General features: G+C 65.3%; 19 protein-coding genes. 9 read left to right on the forward strand and 10 right to left on the reverse strand.

The features are described from left to right. Positions 1 to 37 precede the first annotated feature (37 nt). Both rpoD and dnaG read right to left on the reverse strand, forming a co-directional pair. Entirely contained in the window at positions 38 to 2,392 is a 2,355-nt protein-coding gene (rpoD, locus tag ABIC94_RS09910; protein WP_354372849.1) for an RNA polymerase sigma factor RpoD, read from the reverse strand. 335 nt (positions 2,393 to 2,727) lie between these two features. Beyond that, positions 2,728 to 4,704 carry a DNA primase gene (gene dnaG / locus ABIC94_RS09915; protein WP_354372850.1) on the reverse strand — a complete coding sequence of 659 codons (1,977 nt, stop codon included), beginning with the start codon at positions 4,702 to 4,704 and terminating at the stop codon, positions 2,728 to 2,730. A 94-nt stretch (positions 4,705 to 4,798) separates the two neighbouring features. Here dnaG and ABIC94_RS09920 point away from each other — a divergent pair, with 94 nt between their 5' ends. Then, the gene (locus tag ABIC94_RS09920) at positions 4,799 to 5,740 is read left to right on the forward strand and encodes a YihY/virulence factor BrkB family protein (protein WP_354372851.1); all 942 of its coding nucleotides are present in this window, start codon (positions 4,799 to 4,801) and stop codon (positions 5,738 to 5,740) included. Here the strand turns inward: ABIC94_RS09920 and ABIC94_RS09925 are convergent. After that, a complete protein-coding gene (locus ABIC94_RS09925) occupies positions 5,688 to 6,446 on the reverse strand; it encodes a 3-hydroxyacyl-CoA dehydrogenase (protein ID WP_354372852.1) in 759 nt (252 codons plus the stop codon). The two genes, ABIC94_RS09920 and ABIC94_RS09925, sit on opposite strands and share 53 nt — an antisense overlap. Before the next feature lie 135 nt (positions 6,447 to 6,581). Beyond that, positions 6,582 to 7,136 carry a phasin family protein gene (locus tag ABIC94_RS09930; RefSeq protein ID WP_354373152.1) on the reverse strand — a complete coding sequence of 185 codons (555 nt, stop codon included), beginning with the start codon at positions 7,134 to 7,136 and terminating at the stop codon, positions 6,582 to 6,584. A gap of 187 nt (positions 7,137 to 7,323) precedes the next feature. Here ABIC94_RS09930 and ABIC94_RS09935 point away from each other — a divergent pair, with 187 nt between their 5' ends. Together ABIC94_RS09935 and ABIC94_RS09940 are read left to right on the forward strand one after the other, a co-directional pair. Further along, entirely contained in the window at positions 7,324 to 8,250 is a 927-nt protein-coding gene (locus ABIC94_RS09935) for a histone deacetylase family protein (RefSeq protein ID WP_354372853.1), read from the forward strand. Further along, positions 8,247 to 8,690: an acyl-CoA thioesterase gene (locus ABIC94_RS09940; protein ID WP_354372854.1), complete on the forward strand. Its 444-nt coding sequence runs from the start codon at positions 8,247 to 8,249 to the stop codon at positions 8,688 to 8,690. Before ABIC94_RS09935 ends, ABIC94_RS09940 begins: the two co-directional genes overlap by 4 nt. 70 nt (positions 8,691 to 8,760) lie before the next feature. On the opposite strand, the gene ABIC94_RS09945 is transcribed toward ABIC94_RS09940, so the two are convergent. Both ABIC94_RS09945 and ABIC94_RS09950 read right to left on the reverse strand, forming a co-directional pair. Further along, positions 8,761 to 9,168, reverse strand: a complete 408-nt coding sequence (locus ABIC94_RS09945; protein WP_354372855.1) for a hypothetical protein — start codon at positions 9,166 to 9,168, stop codon at positions 8,761 to 8,763. A 56-nt stretch (positions 9,169 to 9,224) separates the two neighbouring features. Then, positions 9,225 to 9,458 carry a CsbD family protein gene (locus ABIC94_RS09950; protein ID WP_354372856.1) on the reverse strand — a complete coding sequence of 78 codons (234 nt, stop codon included), beginning with the start codon at positions 9,456 to 9,458 and terminating at the stop codon, positions 9,225 to 9,227. Between the two features lie 175 nt (positions 9,459 to 9,633). On the opposite strand from ABIC94_RS09950, the gene pncB reads away from it, so the two are divergent. Genes pncB through ABIC94_RS09975 form a run of 5 tightly spaced genes read left to right on the forward strand, consistent with a single transcriptional unit; the run spans position 9,634 to position 15,858 of the window. After that, positions 9,634 to 10,854: a nicotinate phosphoribosyltransferase gene (pncB, locus tag ABIC94_RS09955; RefSeq protein ID WP_354372857.1), complete on the forward strand. Its 1,221-nt coding sequence runs from the start codon at positions 9,634 to 9,636 to the stop codon at positions 10,852 to 10,854. Positions 10,855 to 10,881: 27 nt separating this feature from the next. Continuing rightward, positions 10,882 to 12,294 carry a sodium:proton antiporter gene (locus tag ABIC94_RS09960; RefSeq protein WP_354372858.1) on the forward strand — a complete coding sequence of 471 codons (1,413 nt, stop codon included), beginning with the start codon at positions 10,882 to 10,884 and terminating at the stop codon, positions 12,292 to 12,294. Between the two features lie 13 nt (positions 12,295 to 12,307). Continuing rightward, positions 12,308 to 13,294 carry a 2-hydroxyacid dehydrogenase gene (locus ABIC94_RS09965; protein WP_354372859.1) on the forward strand — a complete coding sequence of 329 codons (987 nt, stop codon included), beginning with the start codon at positions 12,308 to 12,310 and terminating at the stop codon, positions 13,292 to 13,294. Positions 13,295 to 13,327: 33 nt separating this feature from the next. Further along, complete coding sequence (locus tag ABIC94_RS09970; protein WP_354372860.1) at positions 13,328 to 14,698, forward strand: DNA recombination protein RmuC; 1,371 nt, start codon at positions 13,328 to 13,330, stop codon at positions 14,696 to 14,698. Next, positions 14,695 to 15,858 carry an MFS transporter gene (locus tag ABIC94_RS09975; RefSeq protein ID WP_354372861.1) on the forward strand — a complete coding sequence of 388 codons (1,164 nt, stop codon included), beginning with the start codon at positions 14,695 to 14,697 and terminating at the stop codon, positions 15,856 to 15,858. Before ABIC94_RS09970 ends, ABIC94_RS09975 begins: the two co-directional genes overlap by 4 nt. A gap of 31 nt (positions 15,859 to 15,889) precedes the next feature. On the opposite strand, the gene ABIC94_RS09980 is transcribed toward ABIC94_RS09975, so the two are convergent. From ABIC94_RS09980 to earP, 4 genes are all read right to left on the reverse strand, one after another. Continuing rightward, positions 15,890 to 16,753, reverse strand: coding sequence for a TIGR00730 family Rossman fold protein (locus ABIC94_RS09980; protein WP_354372862.1), 864 nt, complete (start codon positions 16,751 to 16,753; stop codon positions 15,890 to 15,892). 61 nt (positions 16,754 to 16,814) lie between these two features. Next, positions 16,815 to 17,594 (reverse strand): crotonase/enoyl-CoA hydratase family protein, encoded by a 780-nt coding sequence (locus ABIC94_RS09985; protein ID WP_354372863.1) that lies wholly within the window; start codon positions 17,592 to 17,594, stop codon positions 16,815 to 16,817. Between the two features lie 83 nt (positions 17,595 to 17,677). After that, on the reverse strand, positions 17,678 to 18,232 hold the full coding sequence (efp, locus tag ABIC94_RS09990) for an elongation factor P (RefSeq protein ID WP_093011949.1): 555 nt from the start codon (positions 18,230 to 18,232) through the stop codon (positions 17,678 to 17,680). 177 nt (positions 18,233 to 18,409) lie between these two features. Further along, positions 18,410 to 19,510, reverse strand: coding sequence for an elongation factor P maturation arginine rhamnosyltransferase EarP (earP, locus tag ABIC94_RS09995; protein WP_354372864.1), 1,101 nt, complete (start codon positions 19,508 to 19,510; stop codon positions 18,410 to 18,412). Positions 19,511 to 19,606: 96 nt separating this feature from the next. Here earP and uvrC point away from each other — a divergent pair, with 96 nt between their 5' ends. Next, complete coding sequence (uvrC, locus tag ABIC94_RS10000; protein ID WP_354372865.1) at positions 19,607 to 21,568, forward strand: excinuclease ABC subunit UvrC; 1,962 nt, start codon at positions 19,607 to 19,609, stop codon at positions 21,566 to 21,568. The last annotated feature ends 23 nt before the right edge of the window (positions 21,569 to 21,591 follow it).

The raw sequence follows: 21,591 nt of genomic DNA on the forward strand, positions 1-21,591 counted from the left end.
GGGCGCCTCCTCGTCAGAGAAATACCGGGAGACCGGCTTAGAGCGTATCAATAAAGCTGCGCAGCTTGTCCGAACGCGAAGGATGCTTGAGCTTGCGCAGGGCCTTGGCCTCGATCTGGCGGATGCGCTCGCGGGTCACGTCGAACTGCTTGCCGACTTCTTCCAGCGTGTGGTCCGTGCTCATCTCGATGCCGAAGCGCATGCGCAGCACCTTGGCTTCGCGCGGCGTGAGGCTGTCCAGGATGTCCTTGACCACGTCGCGGAGGCCCGCCTGCATCGCGGCTTCGATAGGCGCCGTGTTGCTGCTGTCCTCGATGAAGTCGCCCAGGTGCGAATCGTCGTCGTCGCCGATGGGGGTTTCCATCGAGATCGGCTCCTTCGCGATCTTCATGATCTTGCGGATCTTGTCTTCCGGAATTTCCATCTTCGCGGCCAGGATGCTGGCGTCGGGCTCGAAGCCGAACTCCTGCAGATGCTGGCGCGAGATGCGGTTCATCTTGTTGATCGTCTCGATCATGTGCACCGGAATACGGATGGTGCGCGCCTGGTCGGCAATCGAGCGCGTGATGGCCTGGCGGATCCACCACGTGGCGTAGGTCGAGAACTTGTAGCCGCGGCGGTATTCGAACTTGTCGACCGCCTTCATGAGGCCGATGTTGCCTTCCTGGATCAAGTCCAGGAACTGCAGGCCGCGGTTGGTGTACTTCTTGGCGATGGAAATCACGAGGCGCAGATTGGCCTCGATCATTTCCTTCTTGGCGTCGCGCGAGGACGATTCGCCCTCGTTCATGCGCTTGTTGATTTCCTTCAGCTGCGTGAGGGGCACCACCACGCGCGACTGGATGTCGGTGAGCTTTTGCTGCAGTTCCTGCACCGGCGGAATGTTGCGCGCGAGCACGGCGCTCCAGGGCTTGCCGGAGGCGGCCTGCTTCTCGACCCACTTCAGGTTGAGCAGGTTCGACGGCACGCGGTTGCCGTTCTTGTCGTAGCCCGAGAAGTCGCGAATGAACTCGTCCTGCGGGAAGCCGCACTTGTCCACGATGATGCGGCGCAGCTCGCGCTCCTTCTTGCGCACGTCGTCGACCTGCGTGCGAACCAGGTCGCACAGCTTCTCGATGGTCTTGGCCGTGAAGCGGATGGTCATGAGCTCGTCCGACAGGGACTGCTGGGCCTTCTGGTAGGCCGGCGTGCCGTAGCCTTCCTTGTCGTAGATCTTGTGGACCTTCTCGAACATCGCGGCGATGCGGTCGAAACGCTCGAGCGCGTCGCGCTTGAGTTCTTCGAGCTTCTTGGTCAGGGCCTTGGAGCCGCCCTTGCCGTCGTCGTCGTCTTCTTCGTCGAATTCGTCGAAGTCTTCTTCGGCCACGTAGTCGTCGGCCTCGTTGGGGTTCGAGAAGCCGTCCACCACGGTGGAGATGACGACCTTGCCTTCACGGATGTCGGCGGCCAGGCGCAGGATTTCGGCGATGGTGGCGGGGGAGGCCGAAATGGCTTCCATCATGGCCATCAGGCCGCCTTCGATGCGCTTGGCGATTTCGATTTCGCCTTCGCGCGTCAAGAGCTCGACCGTGCCCATTTCGCGCATGTACATGCGCACGGGGTCGGTGGTGCGGCCGAATTCGCTGTCCACCGTGGAGAGCGCGGCTTCGGCTTCTTCCTCGGCTTCTTCCACCGTGGTGGCGGTGGGCGCGGTGTTGTTCAGCAGCAGGGTTTCGGCGTCGGGCGTTTGCTCGTACACCGCCACGCCCATGTCGTTGAGCATGGTGACCACGACTTCCATGGTCTCGGCGTCGACCAGCTTGTCGGGCAGGTGGTCGGAGATTTCGCCGTGCGTGAGGTAGCCGCGGGTCTTGCCCAGCGTGATCAGGGTCTTCAGGCGCGAGCGGCGCTTGGCCAGGTCTTCCTCGGAGAGCACGGTCTCGTCGAGGCCGAACTCCTTCATCAAGGCGCGTTCCTTCGCCTTGCTGATCTTCATGCGCAGCGGCTTGACCTTTTCTTCGGTGGTCGTGGCAGCCGCCGGCTCGTCGCCGACCAGGTCTTCCTCGATGTCCGACAGGTCGATGTCGCTTTCGGGCGCGTCATTGCCGGCCTTGGGCTTGCGGCCGCGCTTGGCGCCGGTGGCGGGCGCGGCGGCGCCGGCGGCCTTGGGCGGGCGGCCGACTTTCTTGGCGGCAGGGGCGGCGGCAACCGTCTTGGCGGCGGCTTTTTTCGGATCGTCGATGGAGGTCGATTTCGTGGGCACGGTTTTCACTTTCGTTACGGCTGCCGATTTGGAAGCGGCGGCACCCGACTTAGTTGCCGGCATAACGCCAGCTTTCAACGGTTTTTCTGCGACAGGCTTTGGGGCGGCGCCTTTGGCGAGTGAAGGAGCAGGCTTCTTTGAACTGGGCATACGACCTCGTTACAGCAAGATGGACCAAGCGAAATCACAGGCGCACCGCCCAACGGGCAGCGCCACCACGGCCGTGCACAGGCACGGACGAGACTCAAAGCCCGCGCACAGGCGCGGACAGAACAATTGGGAAAGAGGAAGTAATTCCTCGTCAGGCAAGATGTCGGGCGAACATTTGGTGTGCAGTCCTTGCGGTTATTGACCCTTTCCGACGGATTTTTTCCGTTGGAGTGCGTTGCGCTAGGGGTCGGCCCGGAGGTGCTGCTGTCGCTCTTGCCTAATTTCGCCAGTTGCGAAGCCTTACATTATAGCTTACTGCGCAAATTTCAAGCAGTTTATGCACCGGACGGCTTGAGGCGGGCGCGCAATTCGAGCCTTCGCGCCTCCAGCGCCTTGTAGCGCTCCAGAGCCTTGGGGTCTTTGCCCACGGCGGCAATGGCCTCGCTCTGCTGGGCTTTCAGGCGGTCGTCGAGCATGAAATCGAGCACACTCGAAAGCTCCTTGGCGGCGTCGGCCAGGTGCTGGTCTTCCTCGCCCTCGGGCACCGGCGCGCTTTCGGACACGCTCATGAGCCGTTCCGCCAGCGATTCGAAGTCGAGCCCGCGCATGCCTTCGCGCAGCGCCGCCCAGGGTTGCACGCCGTGTTCGTGCAACTGGCTGTCGAGCCAGGTAAACAGCGCGCCGTGCGGGCCGGGCAGGTCGCACAGCATGACGTGGAGTTCATGCGATAGCGCTTCCCATTGCGCCATGTTCGACAGCAGCAGCCGCACTGCCACGTCGGGCCGGCTCGGCGGCTTGCCGCGGCCGCGCAGCGGCTCGATGGGCGCCTCGAACTTGCCGCCCCAGCGCTTGCCCTTGGTGAATTTGCCGCGCGGCTTGCTATCGTTTTCGTAGCGAGGCGGCTCATATTCCGCGGGGGGCGGCATGTTGGGGTAGTCGAACGGATCGCCCGGCTCGCCGGAGGGGCGGGGCGCGGGTGCCGTGGCGGCCTTGCGCGGGCCGGGCGTGGCAGCCCAAAGCTCCGAGAGGGCGTTTGCATCCAGCTGCACCAGCGTGGCGATCTCGCTCAGCAGCTGCCGCTTGAGCGCCCCGTCGGGCATGGCGCTCCAGAGCGGCCGTACGTTGCTGCTCATGTGGGCGCGGCCTTCGGCGGTCGTGAGGTCGCAGCCTTCGCGCGCGGCTTCGATCATGAAGCGCGAGAGCGGCGTGGCTTCCTGCACGAAGCGGGCGAAGGCGTCGGCGCCGAATTCGCGGATGAAACTGTCGGGGTCGTGCTCCGCAGGCAGGAACAGGAACTTGATGCTGCGCACGTCGGTGGCATAGGGCAGGGCGCCGTCGAGCGCCTTGCGCGCGGCGCGGCGGCCGGCGGCATCGCCGTCGAAGCTGAACACTACCGATTCGGTGAACCGGAAGAGCTTTTGCACGTGCTCCGTGGTGCAAGCCGTGCCCAGGGTGGCCACAGCGTTCGGAAAACCGAGCTGGGCCAGGGCGACCACGTCCATGTAGCCCTCGGTCACCAGCGCATAGCCGCGCTCGCGGAAGGCGGCGCGCGCCTCGTAAAGGCCGTAGAGCTCGCGGCCCTTGCTGAAGACCGGCGTTTCGGGCGAATTCAGGTACTTGGGCTTTTCGTCGCCGAGCACCCGGCCGCCGAAGCCGATGCATTCGCCCTTCACGTTGCGGATGGGGAACATCACGCGGTCGCGAAAGCGGTCGTAGCGCTTGGCGTCCTCGGCGCCGTCTTCGGTGTTGACGATGACCAGGCCGCTTTCGGCGAGCAGGGGGTCGTCGTAGTCCGGGAACACGCTGGCCAGGGCGCGCCAGCCGGCCGGCGCATAGCCGATGCCGAATTGCTTGGCCACTTCGCCCGAGACGCCGCGGCCCTTCAGGTATTCGATGGCGCCCGGCGCCTGCCGCAAAGACTTGCGATAGGCCTCGCCGGCCTTTTCGAGCACGTCGGTCAGCGTGGCCTGTTTCTGGCGCTGGTTCGCGGCGCGGGCGCGTTCGGCGGGCGAAGCATCGTCTTCGGGCACCTGCAGGCCGTATTGGCCGGCAAGGTCGTGCACCGCCTCGACGAAGCCCATGCCCGCGTGTTCCATGAGAAAACCGATGGCATTGCCGTGCACTCCGCAGCCGAAGCAGTGATAGAACTGCTTGGTCGGGCTGACCGAGAAAGAAGGCGACTTTTCCCCGTGGAACGGGCACAGGCCCATGAAGTTGGCGCCGGCCTTCTTGAGCTGCACATAGCGCCCGACGATCTCCACCACGTCGGCGCGCGCGATGAGTTCCTGGATGAAAGAGGCGGGGATGGTCATGTAGGCGAAGAGCGGCAAATCATACGCAAGCGGCAGAACGCCCGCGCCCGGACGGCATACTGGCCGCACCGGATGAATGACCGGATTTCCACGGATGACGACGCCCAACCGATTGCACCACGCCGCTGCGCTGCTGCGCCATCCCCTCCGATTCGTGTGGGATGCGCTCAAGGCTTTTCGCGCGAACCAGGGCCTGCTGCTCGCGGGCGCGGTGGCGTATTACGCGCTGCTCTCCATCGTGCCGCTGCTGATCGTGAGCGTGATCGCGATGTCTCATGTCATCGAACAGGCCGAATTGCTGCGCACCATCGGCCGGTACCTCGAGTGGCTGCTGCCCGGCCAGTCGAAGGCCATCGTCGCGGAGTTGTCGAACTTTCTCGACCACCGCGACGTGATGGGCCCGGTGCTGCTGGTCACGATGATTTTCTTCAGCTCGCTGGCCTTCAGCATTCTCGAAAGCGCAATGGCGGTGATCTTTCATCACCGCAAGGCCGACCACCGGCGGCATTTCCTGGTCTCCGCCGTCATGCCCTACATCTACATCCTGTGCCTGTGCGCGGGCCTGCTGCTGGTCACCCTGGTTTCGGGCGCGCTGCAGCTGGTGGGGCAGGAGAGCGTCGACCTGTTCGGCCGCAACTGGTCGCTCTCGGGTGTGTCGGGGCTGCTGCTCTACCTGCTCGGGCTGGGAGGCGAGATTTTCATGCTGACCTCGCTCTACCTCGTAATGCCGGCCGGGCGGATGTCGCTGCGCCACGCGCTGCTCGGCGGCGTAACCGCCGCGCTGCTGTGGGAGGCCACGCGGCACGTGCTGATCTGGTACTTCTCGACGCTCTCGCAGGTCAACGTGGTCTACGGCTCGCTCACCACGGCCATCGTGGTGCTGCTGAGCCTGGAGATTGCCGCCACGCTCGTGCTGCTGGGGGCCCAGGTCATCGCCCAGTACGAGCGGCTGGACCGCACCGGCAGCACGGCGGTGCCGCCGCTCACCGGGGCGGAAGTCGAATCGCTCCGTCGAGACGAATCACCTCGCCGTTGAGCATGTCGTTCTCGATGATGTGTTTGGCGAGCTTGGCGTAGTCCTCGGGCGTGCCCAGGCGGGAGGGGAAGGGCACGCTGGCGGCCAGCGCGTCCTGCACTTCCTGCGGCATGCCGAAGAGCATGGGCGTGCCGAAGATGCCGGGGGCAATGGTCATGTTGCGGATGCCGTTGCGCGCCAGGTCGCGCGCAATGGGCAGCGTCATGCCGACCACGCCGCCCTTGGAGGCGCTGTAGGCCGCCTGACCCATTTGCCCGTCGTAGGCCGCGACCGAGGCGGTCGAGATCAGCACGCCGCGTTCGCCCGTGGCTTCGGGCTCGTTCTTGCTCATGGCGTCGGCCGCGAGGCGGATCATGTTGAAGCTGCCGATCAGGTTGACGGTGACTGTCTTGCTGAACACCGCCAGCGCGTGCGCGCCGTTCTTGCCCACGGTCTTTTCGGCCGGCGCAATGCCCGCGCAGTTGACCAGGCCCACCAGCTTGCCGAGCTTGGTTGCCGCGGCAACGGCCGCCTGGCCGTCGGCCTCCTGGCTCACGTCGCACTTGACGAACATCCCGCCGATCTCGCGCGCGACGGCTTCGCCCTTTTCAGCCTGCATGTCGGCGATGACCACTTTGCCGCCATTGGCTGCCAGCATGCGCGCCGTGCCTTCGCCGAGGCCCGAAGCGCCACCGGTCACGATAAAAACCTTGCCGTCGATCTGCATTGAGAGTCTCCTGAAATAAGACCCGCATTATCGAAGACGGTTGGCTGGCCAAAAAAAAGGCCTCATCCGAAGATGAGGCCCTGAATTGGATCCGTGAGGACCCAAGGAGACAACTGGTAGTAGTCGGCCGGCGGCTTAGCGCTTGCGCGAGGTGGTGGTCGCGGTCTTCGCGGCGGCGACGGCTTGCGACGACACGGCGTTGAAGTTGGCTTCGGCGACGTCGGAGGCTTGCTTGACAGCCTTCTGGACCGATTCGAAAGCGTTGTTGGCGGCAGCCACGGCGCTCTTCAGCACGGCAACGGCGGTTTCCGAACCGGCGGGTGCGTTCTTGGAAGCGCTGTCGACCAGGCCGACAAAGTTTTGCTGGGCTTCAGCAGCCTTGGCTTCGAAAGCCTTGGTGAACTCGGCGCCGGTGCCTTGGGCGATGTCATACAGATGACGGCTATAGGCGGCGGTCTTTTCGGCCAGGGGCTGGAACAGGCTGGCTTGCAGCGTCAGCAGTTCTTGTGCGTCCTTGACGTTCAGGGCGGCTTGGGCGGTGCCGGCGGCTTCGGCCAGGGCAGCCTTGGAAGCGGTCACGTTGAGTTCGACGAGCTTCTCGACGCCTTCGAATGCCTTGGTGGTCAGGCCGAACAGGGTTTCGAGGTTTGCTTTTTGGGCGGCGAGGATTTGGTCAGCGGTCAGGGCCATGTGGAATCTCCAGTAAGGATGATGGGTGGTCGGTTCACGTTGCGCTGCCTCGTCGTCTTTGTTTTTGTTGCGGTGCAGCATGGCCTCAAGTATAGGCAGCACAGTTTTTGGATCAAGGGGGTTTTGCTGCTTTGCAGCAATTTAGAACACACTTTCTAAATTCGCCTCGCGCTCCAGAATGCAGCCCATGCGCGCCTTCTATTCCGGCCAGTTCGTCTTGCCTTTGCCGCCCGGCCACCGCTTTCCCATGTCCCGCTACGCCTTGCTGCGCGACCGCCTGCTCGAGCACCTGCCGGCGGTCGAAATGGACCAGGCCCCGCGTGCCACCGACGGCGAACTGGCGCTGGCCCACACCCCGCAATGGATCTCGGCCATCAGCGACGGCAGCGTGAGCCCGCAGGCCATGCGGGAGATCGGCTTTCCCTGGAGCGAGGCCATGGTCGAGCGCTCGCGCCGCTCCACCGGGGCGACCATTGCGGCCTGCCGAGCGGCATTCGCCGGCGGCGTGGCGGCCAACATGGCCGGCGGCACGCACCATGCCTACGCCGACAAGGGCGGGGGATTCTGCGTCTTCAACGACGCCGCGGTGGCGGCGCGGCTGATGCAGGCGGAACATGGGCGCAGCGGCCGGCAGCTCAAGGTCGCGGTCGTCGATCTCGACGTGCACCAGGGCAACGGCACGGCCAGCATCTTCCGCAATGACCCGAGTGTTTTCACGCTCTCGGTGCACGGCCAGAAGAACTTTCCGTTCCGCAAGGAGGCGAGCGACCTCGACGTCGAGCTGCCCGACGGCTGCGGCGATGCCGACTACCTCACGGCGCTCGAGCACGCGCTCGACGAGCTGGAGCGGCGTTTCTCCCCCGGCCTGGTGATCTACCTGGCCGGCGCCGATCCGTTCGAGCGCGACCGGCTCGGGCGGCTCAAGCTGACGTTCGACGGCCTGGAGGCGCGCGACCGGCGGGTGTTCGATTGGGCCTGGCAGCGCCGCCTTCCGCTGGCTTTCTCGATGGCCGGGGGTTATGCCAGCGACATTGCCGAGACAGTGCAGGTGCAGCTCGGCACCTTCAAGGTCGCGGTCGACTACTGGCGCCGCTGGCAAAATGCCGCGCGATGAGCTCCGCCACCAAACCCACGCCGCATTCCCGAAGCGGCTACCGCGCGTTTCGCAGCATCCCGACGCGCTGGGCCGACAACGACATGTATGGCCACGTCAACAACGTCGTCTACTACAGCTGGTTCGACACCGCGGTGAATGCGCTGCTGATCGAGCGCGGCGCGCTCGACATTCACAACGGGCAGACCATCGGCTTCGTGGTCGAGACGCAATGCAACTATTTCGCGCCGGTCGCGTTTCCGCAGACCGTGGAAGCCGGCATCCGGGTGGCCCAGGCGGGCCGTTCGAGCGTGCGCTACGAGATTGCGCTTTTCGCGGAGGGCTCGGAAACCGCGGCCGCGCAGGGCCACTTCGTGCATGTGTATGTGGACCGGGCCACGCAGCGGCCGGTGCCGTTGCCCGAGCCGCTGCAACGCGTGGTCGACGCGCTGAAGGCCTGACACCCCCATGAAAAACGGCGCCCGAGGCGCCGTTGTCTTTTGCCGTGCGGCCGGTCAGGCCGCCAGGGTCTTACATGGTCTTCTTCATGGCCTTGATGTCGGCCTTGCCTTGGGCTTCGTCGGCCTTGGCCTGCTTCTCGCACGCAGACTTGGCTTCGCCCTTCTGATCGTCGCACTTTTCCTTTGCGACCTCGTACGTGGCCTTCACCTTCTCTTCAGCGACCTTGCGGGCATGCGCATCGCTCGGCTTGTACTGCTGTTCGAGTTCGGCCTTCGCCACGTTTTCCGTGCCCTTGGCTTCCTTCTGGCAGACGTCCTTCGCGTTGTCCTTCATCGTGTCGCACTGGGCCTTGGCGGACTTGTAGTCGGCCTCGACCTTTGCCTTGGCGGCCTTGTATTCGTCCTGGGTCATTGCGCCGGCTTGGGCGGCCATGAAGCAGGTCGAAGCGAGCGCGATCATGAGCAGATTTTTTTTCATTGGTTTTCTTTCTTTCGCAGTTAGGAAGAGAAGTTGAGAAGAGGTCGACTCAGGCGTCAGTACTTTTCGTACCAGAGGGTCTCCGGCGAACGGCCGTCGCGCGATTCCCATTCCTTGACCTGTTTTTCGGCTTCGTCGCGGCTGATGCCGTGGCGTTCCTGGATGCGGCCGAGCAGTTGGTCGCGCTTGCCGGCAATGACGTCGAAGTCATCGTCGGTCAGCTTGCCCCATTGCTCCTTGACCTTGCCCTTGAGCTGTTTCCAGTTGCCTTCGATGGTGTCCTTGTTCATGCGAATCTCCTTGAAAAGTTGATTCGGCGGGCTCGTTGCCGCCGTGAACAAAATGTGGCGGGGCCCATTCACCCTGACGGTAGGACGTGCAGTGCAGGCCCCGTAGGCACAAGCCGACGCTGCCCGTGATAATCGAACGCACGCCGAAAAAGCCTGAGACAACGCGCGCCGAACCATGATCATTCACAGCCTGCTCGACACCGACCTCTACAAGTTCACCATGATGCAGGTCGTCCTGCATCACTTTCCTGGCGCCCGGGTCGAGTACCGGTTCAAGTGCCGCAACCCGGGTGTCGACCTGGCGCAATTCGCCGGGCAGATCCGGGAGGAGGTGCGAAGCCTCTGCTCGCTGCAGTTCCGGGATGCCGAGCTGGCCTACCTGCGGTCGATGCGCTTCATCAAGAGCGACTTCGTCGACTTTCTCGGGCTCTTCCGGCTCAACGAGAAGTACATCAACATCATTCCGCAACCCTCGGGGGAGCTCGAGATCCGCATCCAGGGGCCGTGGCTGCACACCATCCTGTTCGAGATCCCGGTGCTGGCGATCGTCAACGAGGTCTACTTCCGCAATACGCAGAAGAAGCCCGATTTCGAGGAAGGCCGCCGCCGGCTCGAGACCAAGATCGGCCAACTGCAGGATGCCGGCCTGGCCGACCTCAAGATTGCCGACTACGGCACGCGCCGCCGTTTCTCCAAGGACTGGCATGAAGAGGTGCTGCGCACGCTCAATGCGCGGCTCGGCGCCGTGACGCCGCCGCCGATGCACGCCAAGCCCGGCGCCCGGCTGCCCCAGCTCGCGGGCACGAGCAACGTGCTCTATGCCATGAAGCTCGGCCTCATTCCGCTCGGCACCATGGCGCATGAATACCTCCAGGCCTGCCAAGGGCTCGGCCCGCGGCTGCGCGACAGCCAGATCTTCGGTTTCGAGAGCTGGGCCCGTGAATACCGCGGCGACCTGGGCATTGCGCTTTCCGACGTCTACGGCATGAGCGCCTTCCTGCGCGACTTCGACCTGTACTTCTGCAAGCTGTTCGACGGCGCCCGCCACGACAGCGGCGACCCCTTCCAATGGGGCGAGCGCATGCTCGCGCACTACGCCGCGAACCGGGTCGATCCGCTCACCAAGACGCTGATCTTCAGCGACGGCCTCACGGTGCCGCGCACCATCGAGCTCTACCAGCAGTTCCGCGGCCGCTGCCAGCTGGCTTTCGGCATTGGAACCAACCTCACCAATGACCTGGGCTACGAGCCGCTGCAGATCGTCATCAAGATGATCAATTGCAACGGCCAGCCCGTGGCCAAGCTGTCGGACACGCCGTCCAAGAACATGTGCGAGGACGAAAAATACCTGGCGTACCTGCGCCAGGTGTTCGAAATCGAACAGCCGCCGGCCTGACCCCCGTCTGGTACGGTACGGCCCCCGATGAAGAAAACAGTTCGTCTTGCGGTAGCCGCTGTGCTGCCGATGATGTTTCCCGCGCTTGCCATGGCTGCCGAGTTCGACGGCAGCAAGCTGTCCCCGCTCTGGGGTGTTCCGTTCGCGGGCCTCCTGTTGTCGATCGCGCTGATGCCGTTGCTGGCCCCGTCGTTCTGGCATCACCACTACGGCAAGATCTCCGCCGCCTGGGCGCTGGCGTTTCTGCTCCCCTTTGCCGCCATTCACGGAGCGCCGCTGGCCGGGGCCCAGTTCGTGCACGCCCTGGTGGAGGAATACATTCCCTTCATCATCCTGCTTACCGCGCTGTTCACAGTGGCGGGCGGCATCCACATTCGCGGCAACCTGCATGGCGCGCCCGGGCTCAACACGGCCATCCTCGCCATCGGCGCGGTGCTTGCGAGCCTCATGGGAACCACGGGGGCCTCGATGCTGCTGATTCGGCCGCTGGTTCGCGCCAACGACAACCGCGAGAGCAAGGCGCACGTGGTGGTGTTCTTCATCTTCATCGTGTCGAATGCGGGCGGTTCGCTCACGCCGCTGGGAGACCCGCCGCTGTTTCTCGGTTTTCTGAAGGGCGTCGACTTTTTCTGGACGGCGCGGAACATCCTGCCCAACACGCTGTTTCTCATCGGCATGCTGCTCGCGTTGTTCTACGTCATCGACCGCCATCTCTATCGCAAGGAGGGCGTGCTGCCGTTCGACCCGACGCCGGACACCCGGCGCGTCGGCTTCGACGGTGCGGCGAATTTCTGGCTGCTGGGCGGCGTGGTCTTCCTGGTGCTGCTCTCCGGCGTCTGGAAGTCGCCCGTGAGCTTTGAGGTGTTCGGCACGCAGGTCGGCTTGCCGGGGCTGGTGCGCGACGTCGGCCTGATCGCCATCACGCTGCTCTCGTTCAAGATGACCTCGGCCAAGGTGCATGCCGACAACCAGTTCGAATGGGGCCCGATGGCCGAGGTGGCCAAGCTGTTCGCCGGCATTTTCCTGACCATCATTCCGGTGATTGCAATGCTGAAGGCCGGCACCCAGGGGCCCTTCGGGGCGGTGGTTTCGGCGGTGACGCGGGCCGATGGCCAGCCCGATCCGGCCATGTACTTCTGGGCAACCGGTATCCTGAGCTCGTTTCTCGACAACGCGCCGACCTACCTGGTGTTCTTCAACACCGCGGGCGGCGATCCGGCCGCGCTCATGACCACCTACGCCACCACGCTGGCCGCCATTTCGGCCGGCTCCGTGTTCATGGGCGCCAACAGCTACATCGGCAACGCGCCCAACCTCATGGTCAAGGCCATTGCAGAGAGCCGCGGCGTTCGCATGCCCAGCTTCTTCGGCTACATGGCATGGTCGGTGGCCGTTTTGATTCCGTTGTTCGTTCTCTCCACCTTCATCTTCTTCCGCTAGGCGCAGACACATCATGAGCAAGCCCAAGATACTGGTCGCACGCGCGATTTTTCCCGAAACCATCGAGCGTCTCTCGCAGCATTTCGAGGTCGAGTCGAACCAGGCCGACGAGAGCTGGAGCAAAGAGCAGCTGATCGCCAAACTCAAAGGCAAGCAGGGCGCCTTCACGACCGGCAGCGAGCGCATCGACGCCGCGCTGCTCGACGCCTGCCCCGACCTGAAGATCTGCGCCAACATGGCCGTGGGCTACAACAACTTCGACGTCGATGCGATGGCCGCGCACGGCGTGCTGGGCACCAATGCGCCCGACGTGCTCACCGAGACCACGGCCGACTTCGGCTTTGCGCTCTTGATGGCCACGGCCCGCCGCATCACCGAAAGCGAACACTTCCTGCGCGCGGGCAAGTGGCAGAAATGGAGCTTCGACATGTTCGCGGGCTCCGACATTCACGGCTCCACGCTCGGCATCATCGGCATGGGCCGCATCGGGCAGGGCATTGCCAAGCGCGGCGCGCACGGCTTCGGCATGAAGGTGGTCTATCACAACCGCTCGCGGCTCGACGCCGCGCTCGAGGCCGAATGCAAGGCCAGCTACGTGAGCAAGGACGAGCTCCTCAAGACCGCCGACCACGTCGTGCTGGTGGTGCCGTATTCGCCGGCTTCGCACCACACCATCGGCGCGGCCGAAATCGCGCTGATGAAGCCGACCGCCACGCTGGTGAACATTGCGCGCGGCGGCATCGTCGACGACGCGGCGCTGGCCGTGGCGCTGCGCGAGAAGCGCATTGCGGCGGCGGGCCTCGATGTGTTCGAAGGCGAGCCCAAGGTTCACCCCGATCTGCTGACCGTGCCCAACGTGGTGCTGACGCCGCACATCGCGAGCGCCACCGTGCCCACGCGCCGTGCCATGGCCGAGCTCGCGGCCGACAACCTCATTGCCTGGTTCGGCGGCAAGGGGCCGCTGACGCCTGTCACGCCCGTGCCGCCGGCCGCCAAGTAACTCCGACAAATTCAGCGAGACAGCGAACCGATTTTGCAATCCACCGACTTGATTCTTCTTCTGCTGGCCGCCTTCGCCGTGGTGCAGCTCGTGCTGGTGATCTGGCTGCTCGCGCGCCGCCAGCCCAAGCCCGACCACAGCGAAATGCTGACCATGCTGGCCGCCATGGGCGCGGCCAACGAGCGCACCGAGCGTGAGCTGCGCCACGAAATCGGCGAGAGCTCGCGCGGCACGCGGCAGGAAACCGCGCAAGCCTTCGCCACCTTTCAGCAGTCGCTGGTGCAGCAGGGGGCCGAGGCGACGCGCACGCAAAACGCCCAGCTCGATGCTTTCTCGCTGCAACTCGCATCCTTGCAGAAGAGCCTGGCCGACACGCTCAACACCCAGCTGCAGGGCCTGAGCGAATCGAATGCGCGCCGCCTCGCCGAAGTGCGCGAGACGATGGAAACGCAACTCGCGCAGCTTCAGCAGACCAACACCGCCAAGCTCGACGAAATGCGCAAGACCGTCGACGAGAAACTGCAAAGCACGCTGGAGGCGCGACTCGGCGAAAGCTTCAAGCAGGTGGCCGACCGGCTCGAGCAGGTGCACAAGGGCCTGGGCGAGATGCAGACGCTGGCTGTAGGCGTCGGCAGCCTGCAGCGCGTGCTGACCAATGTGAAGACGCGCGGCGTGTTCGGCGAGGTGCAGCTCGAGGCGCTGCTCGAGCAGGTGCTCACGCCCGAGCAGTACGCCAAGCAGATCGAGACCAAGCCGCGCAGCGGACAGCGCGTCGACTTTGCGATCCGCTTTCCGGGCCGCGGCGACGACGGCGCGCCGGTGTGGCTGCCGATCGACGCCAAGTTTCCGCGCGATGACTACGAGCGCCTGATCGATGCGCACGAGCGCGCCGATGCGGTCGGGGCGGAGCTCGCGGCCAAGGCGCTCGAAGCGCGCATCCGCAGCGAGGCCAGGTCGATTGCGGAGAACTACCTTGCCGCGCCGCACACCACCGACTTCGCGATTCTGTTTCTGCCGGTCGAGAGCCTCTATGCCGAGGTGCTGCGCCGGCCGGGCCTGATGGACGCCATCCAGCGCCAGCACCGCGTGACGCTGGCCGGCCCGACCACCTTGCTGGCGATGCTCAACAGCCTGCATATGGGCTTTCGCACGCTGGCACTGGAGCAGCAGGCCTCCGAGGTCTGGAAGGTGCTGGGCGCGGTCAAGACCGAGTTCGAGCGCTATGGCGAATGGGTTTCGCGCATCAAGGAGCAGGTGGCCAAGGCCTCCGACACGCTCGACAAGGCCGACACGCGCGCCAAGCAGATGCGCCTCGCGCTGCGCAAGGTCGAGGCGCTGCCCGAGGCGCAGTCGCAAGTGCTGCTGCCCCCCACGGCCGATAGCGAGGGCGACGACACCCCGTGAAAGGTTCCGAACTGCTGCGTGTGATCGGCGCCCAGGTTTGCCTGCACGCCACCATGGCCGGCATGCGTCTCGCAACGCCGCTCCTGGCGCTGCAGCAGGGGTACAGCGCAGCGGCGGTCGGGGTGCTGATTTCGCTGTTCGCGCTCACGCAGGTGTTCCTGGCGCTGCCCGCGGGGCGCTTTGCCGACCGGCATGGCTTCAAGCGGCCTCTGTGGCTTTCGGTCCTGGCGGCTTCCATCGGTGCGGGCCTCGTGGTGATCTTTCCGGTTTTTCCGGTCATGTGCGTCGCGGCGCTGTTGACCGGCGGCGCCACGGGCGCAACCGTCATTGCGCTGCAGCGCCACGTGGGCCGCTCCGCCACCAACGCCACGCAGCTCAAGCGCGTGTTCAGCTGGCTGGCGATTGCGCCGGCGGTCGCCAATTTCGTCGGCCCGTTCGTCGCCGGCCTGCTCATCGACCATGCAGGGCGCACACCCGCGGACATGCTGGCCTTCCGGGTTTGCTTTGCGGTGATGGCGGCCTTTCCCATCGTGTGCTGGCTGCTTGCGCGCGGCGCGCACGAGCCGCCACGCATCGAGCCCGCGGCAGGCGCCGTGCCGACGCGGGCCTGGGACCTGCTGCGCGAGCCGATGTTCCGGCGCCTGCTGTTCGTCAACTGGCTGCAGTCTTCGAGTTGGGACGTGCATGCCTTCGTGCTGCCGGTGCTGGGGCACGACCGCGGCATCAGCGCTTCGGTCATCGGCTCCATTCTTGGCGCTTTCGCCATTGCGGCAGCCGTGATTCGCGTCGTGCTGCCGCTCATTGCCTCGCGCGCTTCGGAGCGCAGCGTGATCCTGAGTTCGACCATCGTCACGGCCATGGTGTTCGCGGTCTATCCGCTGCTCGATTCGGCCCTGACCATGGGCCTGTGCTCCGTGGTGCTGGGGTTTGCGCTCGGGGCCGTGCAGCCGATGGTGATGAGCATGCTGCACCAGATCACGCCGCATGCGCGTCACGGCGAGGCGCTGGGCCTGCGGCTGATGACCATCAATGCATCGAGCGTGGCCATGCCGATGCTGTTCGGATCGCTCGGTGCGCTGATCGGCATCGGGGGTGTTTTCTGGGTGGTGGGCGGCGTTGTCGCGCTGGGCGCCCGGGCCACCTGGGGCTTGAAGGCCTGAAAGCCCGAAGGCCTGGCGCTGGCCGGTGCGCCTACAACTTGTAGAAGCGCTTGATCGCGTCCCAAGCGTCTTCGGGCGCGTCGACGTACTCGAAGAGCTTCACATCCGTTGGGGAGATCACGCCTTCCTCGACCAGGAAGTCGAAATCGATCAGCTTCTTCCAGTAAGCCGAGCCAAATAGCACGATCGGTACCGGCTTGGACTTCTTGGTCTGTACCAGCGTGATCACTTCGAACAGCTCGTCGAGCGTGCCGAAGCCACCCGGAAAAGCCACCAGCGCCTTCGCACGCATCATGAAGTGCATCTTGCGGATGGCGAAGTAGTGGAACTTGAAGCTCAGCGCCGGCGTGACGTACGGGTTGGCTTCTTCTTCCATCGGCAGCGCAATGGCAAGGCCGACCGAAAGGCCGCCGCCTTCGTGCGCGCCGCGGTTGGCCGCCTGCATGATGCCGGGGCCGCCGCCCGTGCAGACAAACAGCTTGTCCTCCGGTTCCTTGCCGTCGCTGTACTGCGCCACCAGCTTGCCGAAGGCGCGGGCCTTCTCGTAGTAATGCGAGCTGCGTGCCAGGCGGCGCCAGCGCTCGGCTGCCACGGCATCGCCGCCGGCTTCGGCCTGCGCGACCAGCGCGGCTGCTTCTTCCTCGCTGCGAAAGCGGGCGCTGCCGAACACCACCACGGTGTTTTCGATGCCGTGCGCGCGCTGCTCGAGGTCGGGCTTCATCAGCTCGAGCTGCATGCGGATGCCGCGGGTCTCGCGGCGCAGCAGAAACTCGGGGTCGGCGAAGGCGATGCGCGAGGGATCGGGGTCGAGCGGAAGGCCTTTTTCCGAATGCGTCTTGAGCGTGGCCCAGGCGTCGGCGAGGCGTTTGTCGTGAAGGTCGTGCGTGTTGTTCATGGAGGAATCAGACAGGGAGACGCGTACATTGTGCAGCCTTGCGGCCGGGCCGCCCGGCGGCTCAGAAACGGCCGTGCCGCCCCGCGCCTTGAACGAAGCGCTCGGCGCCCGCGGCGCCCTCGGCCGCGACGATCGGCACGCCCAGGCGGCCTTCCTGCTGCAACGCCTCGGCCAGCGGCAAGTCCCACTGGGCGTAGGCGGAATGGCGGTCCGCCAGCATGCACTGCTGCGGAAAGGCCGCAATCTCGCGCGCGAGCGCTTCGGCCGCCTCGCGGGCCTTGCCCGTGGGCACCACGCGGTTCACCAGGCCCATTGCAAACGCCTCCTGGGCGCTCACCGGCCGGCCCGTGAGGATGAGGTCGAGCGCACGGCCCATGCCGACGATGCGCGGCAGCCGCACCGTGCCGCCGTCGATCAGCGGCACGCCCCAGCGTCGGCAGAACACGCTCAGCACCGCATCTTCTTCGGCCACACGGAGGTCGGCCAGCAGGGCCAGCTCGAGCCCGCCGGCGACCGCATGGCCGCTAATGGCTGCAATCAGCGGCTTGCCCAGCGCCATGCGAGTCGGCCCCATGGGGCCGGAGCCGCCGCCGTCGGGATCGAGCTCGTTGCGCCGCGCGGGGTCGCCGACCGCGCCCAGGTCGGCGCCCGCGCAGAAGGTTCCGTGTTCGCCCCACAGCGCGGCGACGCGCTGGCTTTCGTCGGCCTCGAAGCGCTCGAAGGCGGCGCGCAGCGCATCGGCCATGGGTCGGTCGACCGCATTGCGCTGCTTCGGACGGCTCATGACGATGGTGCTGACCGGCCCATCGATTTCGGTGCGGACGCTGGCGGACGTGTTCATGGGCGCAAGAGTACGCCCCTCAACGGAAAAAGGCTCCTTGCGGAGCCTTTTGTCGTGGTGGCACCTGGCCAGCCGGAAAGCGCTTAGACGCGCTTGCGGTATTCGCCGGTGCGGGTGTCGATTTCGATCTTGTCGCCTTGCGCAACGAAGAGCGGCACGCCGATTTCGAAACCGGTGGCGATCTTGGCGGGCTTCATGACCTTGCCCGACGTGTCGCCCTTGACGGCCGGCTCGGTCCAGGTGATTTCGCGCTCGACGCTGGTCGGCAGTTCGACCGAGATGGCCTTGCCGTCGTAGAACACCACTTCGACAGCCATGCCGTCTTCGAGGTAGTTGAGGGCGTCGCCCATGTTCTCGGCTTCGACTTCGTACTGGTTGTACTCGGTGTCCATGCAGACGTACATCGGGTCGGCGAAGTAGGAGTAGGTGCACTCCTTCTTGTCGAGCACGATCTGGTCGATCTTGTCGTCGGCCTTGAAGACCACTTCGGTGTTGAAGTTGGCGATCAGGCTCTTGAGCTTCATGCGCACGGTGGCGGAGTTGCGGCCGCCGCGGCTGTATTCGGTCTTGAGGACGACCATCGGGTCCTTGCCGTGCATGATGACGTTGCCGGCGCGGATTTCTTGAGCGATTTTCATATCAGGTTCTCTGGATGTTGGCCGCTCGGTGCACGGGGCCATCGGCGACGTTTGCAATGTTGCTCTGCAGCGTCTTGCCGGCGTTATTGGCCCCGCGGTACATGTCCCGCGGCAGGTTTGGCGGACAGCATCTCGGATCTGTGTAAATCCGGGCCGAAATCCGCAAAGCCCGCTATTTTAGCTTTTTCCGGCGACCAGATGCCGCAGTTGCGTGACCAAGTCCTCTTGTCCGCACAGCCTTTCGCGGGCGGCCAGTACGGTTTCACGCCATGCGCCCGGCGTTTCGAGGGGGGGCAGGGGGCTGTCGCCGAAGCCGTTCCAGGCGTGGTGAAACAGCCGGAGGGACGGCGGGGCGCCGAGCCAGTCCAGCCAGGCGCCGAGCTTGACGTGGTGCGCGTCGTCATCCTGCGGGTAGATTTGCCAGACCAGCGGGGCGCCGGCCCAGAGGGCGCGCACCAGCGAATCTTCGCCGCGCACGAAATTCAGGTCGCAGGCCCACAGAAGATGGTCGAAATCCGGTTGGGTGAGGTAGGGCAGGTATGTAATTGCCAGCGCCCCCCATCCCGGGAGCCCATGGTCCGGCTGGTTCCCCCGGCTTGAAAAGAATGCCCTGACCGCATGCGCGGCGCGGCCCGACGTCACCAGGAGCCGTGTGGGCTGTGAATCCGCCGCGAGTTGCTCGAGCAGCTTCGCGAGCGCCGGAGGCTCGTAGCAGAAGAGCGAAACGAGACGCTCGCCTTCGCGCCAGGGGATTTCCTGCGCTGTCAGCCATTGCGCGCGGTCGAAGTGCGTTCGCCGCTCCAGCAGGCCGGGCTCTCGCAGCAGCCCTCCCGTGGCAGGCGTGAAGCCTGGATAGAAAAAGTGCTTGGTCAGCCCCGCGCCGGGCCCCTTGAACACCGGGGAAGGCAGCCCGTGCAGGCGCTCGACATAAGGTTCCGCCGAGAGGTATTCGAGATTGATCCACGCCCGGCCCGGTTCGCCCGCGGCCGGCGTCTCGGCAAAACGGCCGATCAATTCAGGTGCCGGTTCGCAGCCGAAGGCTTCGATCAGCACGTCGGGCGGCGGGGCCGCGGCGGCCTTCCGGATTGCGGCGGGGTCGAGCCAGTCGATCACGCTCACGCCATCGCAGCCCGCCGGCGCCATCCAGTGCAGCGCCGTGGCGTCGTCAATCCACAGGCGCACGCGCTCGCCGAGCGCCGCCAGTTGGCTGGCCAGACGCCAGCAAACGCCCAGGTCGCCGTGGTTGTCGATGACCTTGCAGAAGATGTCCCATTGCATGGTGCCAGTGTGCCTGTCTCCGGAGCAGGTCAGGGCAGAGGGTGGATGGTGGTCGCGGCCGCTGACTCATGCGCGCCACGCGCCACAATAGCCGCCATGTCAGACGTGCATTCCGATCAATTGCTGAGTGAAGTCGCGGCCCTGCCGCAGCTGCCGGGCGTCTACCGCTATTTCGACGCGGCCGGCGCGGTGCTCTATGTGGGCAAGGCGCGCAACCTCAAGAAGCGGGTTGCGAACTATTTCCAGAAGAGCCATGGCGGCACGCGCATCGGCCACATGATCTCGAAGATCGCGCGCATGGAAACCACCGTGGTGCGTTCCGAGGCCGAGGCGCTGCTGCTCGAGAACAATCTCATCAAGACGCTCAAGCCGCGCTACAACATCCTGTTCCGCGACGACAAGAGCTACCCCTACCTGAAGATCGCCTCGCACCAGTTTCCGCGGCTGGCCTACTACCGCGGCGCGGTCGACAAGAAGCACCGCTATTTCGGGCCTTACCCGAGTGCCTGGGCGGTGAAGGAGTCGATCCAGCTGCTGCAGAAAGTCTTCAAGCTGCGCACCTGCGAAGACACGGTGTACGCCAACCGCACCCGGCCTTGCCTGCTCTACCAGATCAAGCGCTGCACCGGGCCGTGCGTGGGCTACATCTCGCCCGAAGCCTATGCGCAGGACGTGGCGAGCGCCGAAGCCTTTTTGATGGGCGACACCCAGCTCGTGCTGTCGAAGCTCGAGGCGCGCATGACGGAGCACGCCGAGAAGCTCGAATTCGAGCAGGCGGCCGAGTTGCGCAACCAGATGTCGGCCATCTCGCGCGTGCTGCACCAGCAGTCGATCGAAATTGCTTCCGACAAGGACGTGGACATTCTTGCCGTGAAGGTGCAGGGCGGCAAGGCCTGCGTCAACCTGGCGATGGTGCGCGGCGGCCGGCACCTGGGCGATCGCCCGTACTTTCCCGTGCACGTGGAAGATGCTGCGCAAATTCATCATGGCGAGCTCGATGCGGAAGAGGGCGCGGTACCCGCGCCGGCCGATTCCATCGAGGTGCAGGTGCTCGAAGCCTTTATCGCGCAGCACTACATCGACGTGCCCGTGCCCGCCACGCTGGTGCTGAGCCATCTCGTGGGCCGGGAGCTGATCGAGGCCATCTCTCAGCAGGCCGGTGCGCGCGTGACGGCCGTGTTCCAGCCGCGCGAACAGCGCCGGCACTGGCTCGAAATGGCCGAGACGAATGCGGGCTTGCAATTGGCACGCCTGTTGGCCGAAGAGGGCTCGCAGCAGGCGCGCACCCGCGCGCTGGCCGATGCGCTGGAGCTCGCGCCGGACGATCTCGACAACTTCCGCGTCGAATGCTTCGACATCTCGCACACCGCGGGAGAGGCCACGCAGGCTTCGTGCGTGGTGTTCGAGCATCACACGATGCAGAACCGCGAATACCGCCGCTACAACATCGAGGGCATCACGCCCGGCGACGACTACGCCGCGATGCGCCAGGTGCTGCACCGCCGTTACGGAAAGCTCGCCGAGGCGATGGCGGCCGAGACCGACGCGCCGCCCATGGGCGACGCCGCCGGCGCGGGCAACGATGCCCCCGCGAGGACCAAGGCGGCGCGCATGCCCGACCTGGTGCTGGTCGACGGTGGCAAGGGCCAGGTGTCGATGGCGCGCGAGGTGTTCAGTGAACTGGGCCTGGCGCTGTCGCTCATCGTGGGGGTCGAAAAGGGCGAAGGCCGAAAGGTCGGGCTCGAGGAACTGGTGTTCGCGGACGGCCGCGAGAAGGTCTACCTGGGCAAGGATTCCGCGGCGCTGATGCTGGTGGCCCAGATTCGCGACGAGGCGCACCGCTTCGCCATCACCGGCATGCGGGCCAAGCGCGCGAAGGTGCGCGTGGGCGGCAGCCAGCTCGAAGACATTCCGGGCATCGGGCCGAAGCGCCGCGCGCGCCTGCTGCAGCGTTTCGGCGGAATCCGCGGCGTGGCGGCCGCCAGCGTCGAGGACATTGCATCGGTCGAAGGCATTGCCACGGACCTTGCCGAGGAAATCTATCGCGCACTGCACTGAGCCGATTTGCCCTTTGGCCTTCG

This window comes from Variovorax paradoxus (assembly GCF_040544635.1).
Lineage (GTDB): Bacteria > Pseudomonadota > Gammaproteobacteria > Burkholderiales > Burkholderiaceae_C > Variovorax > Variovorax paradoxus_R.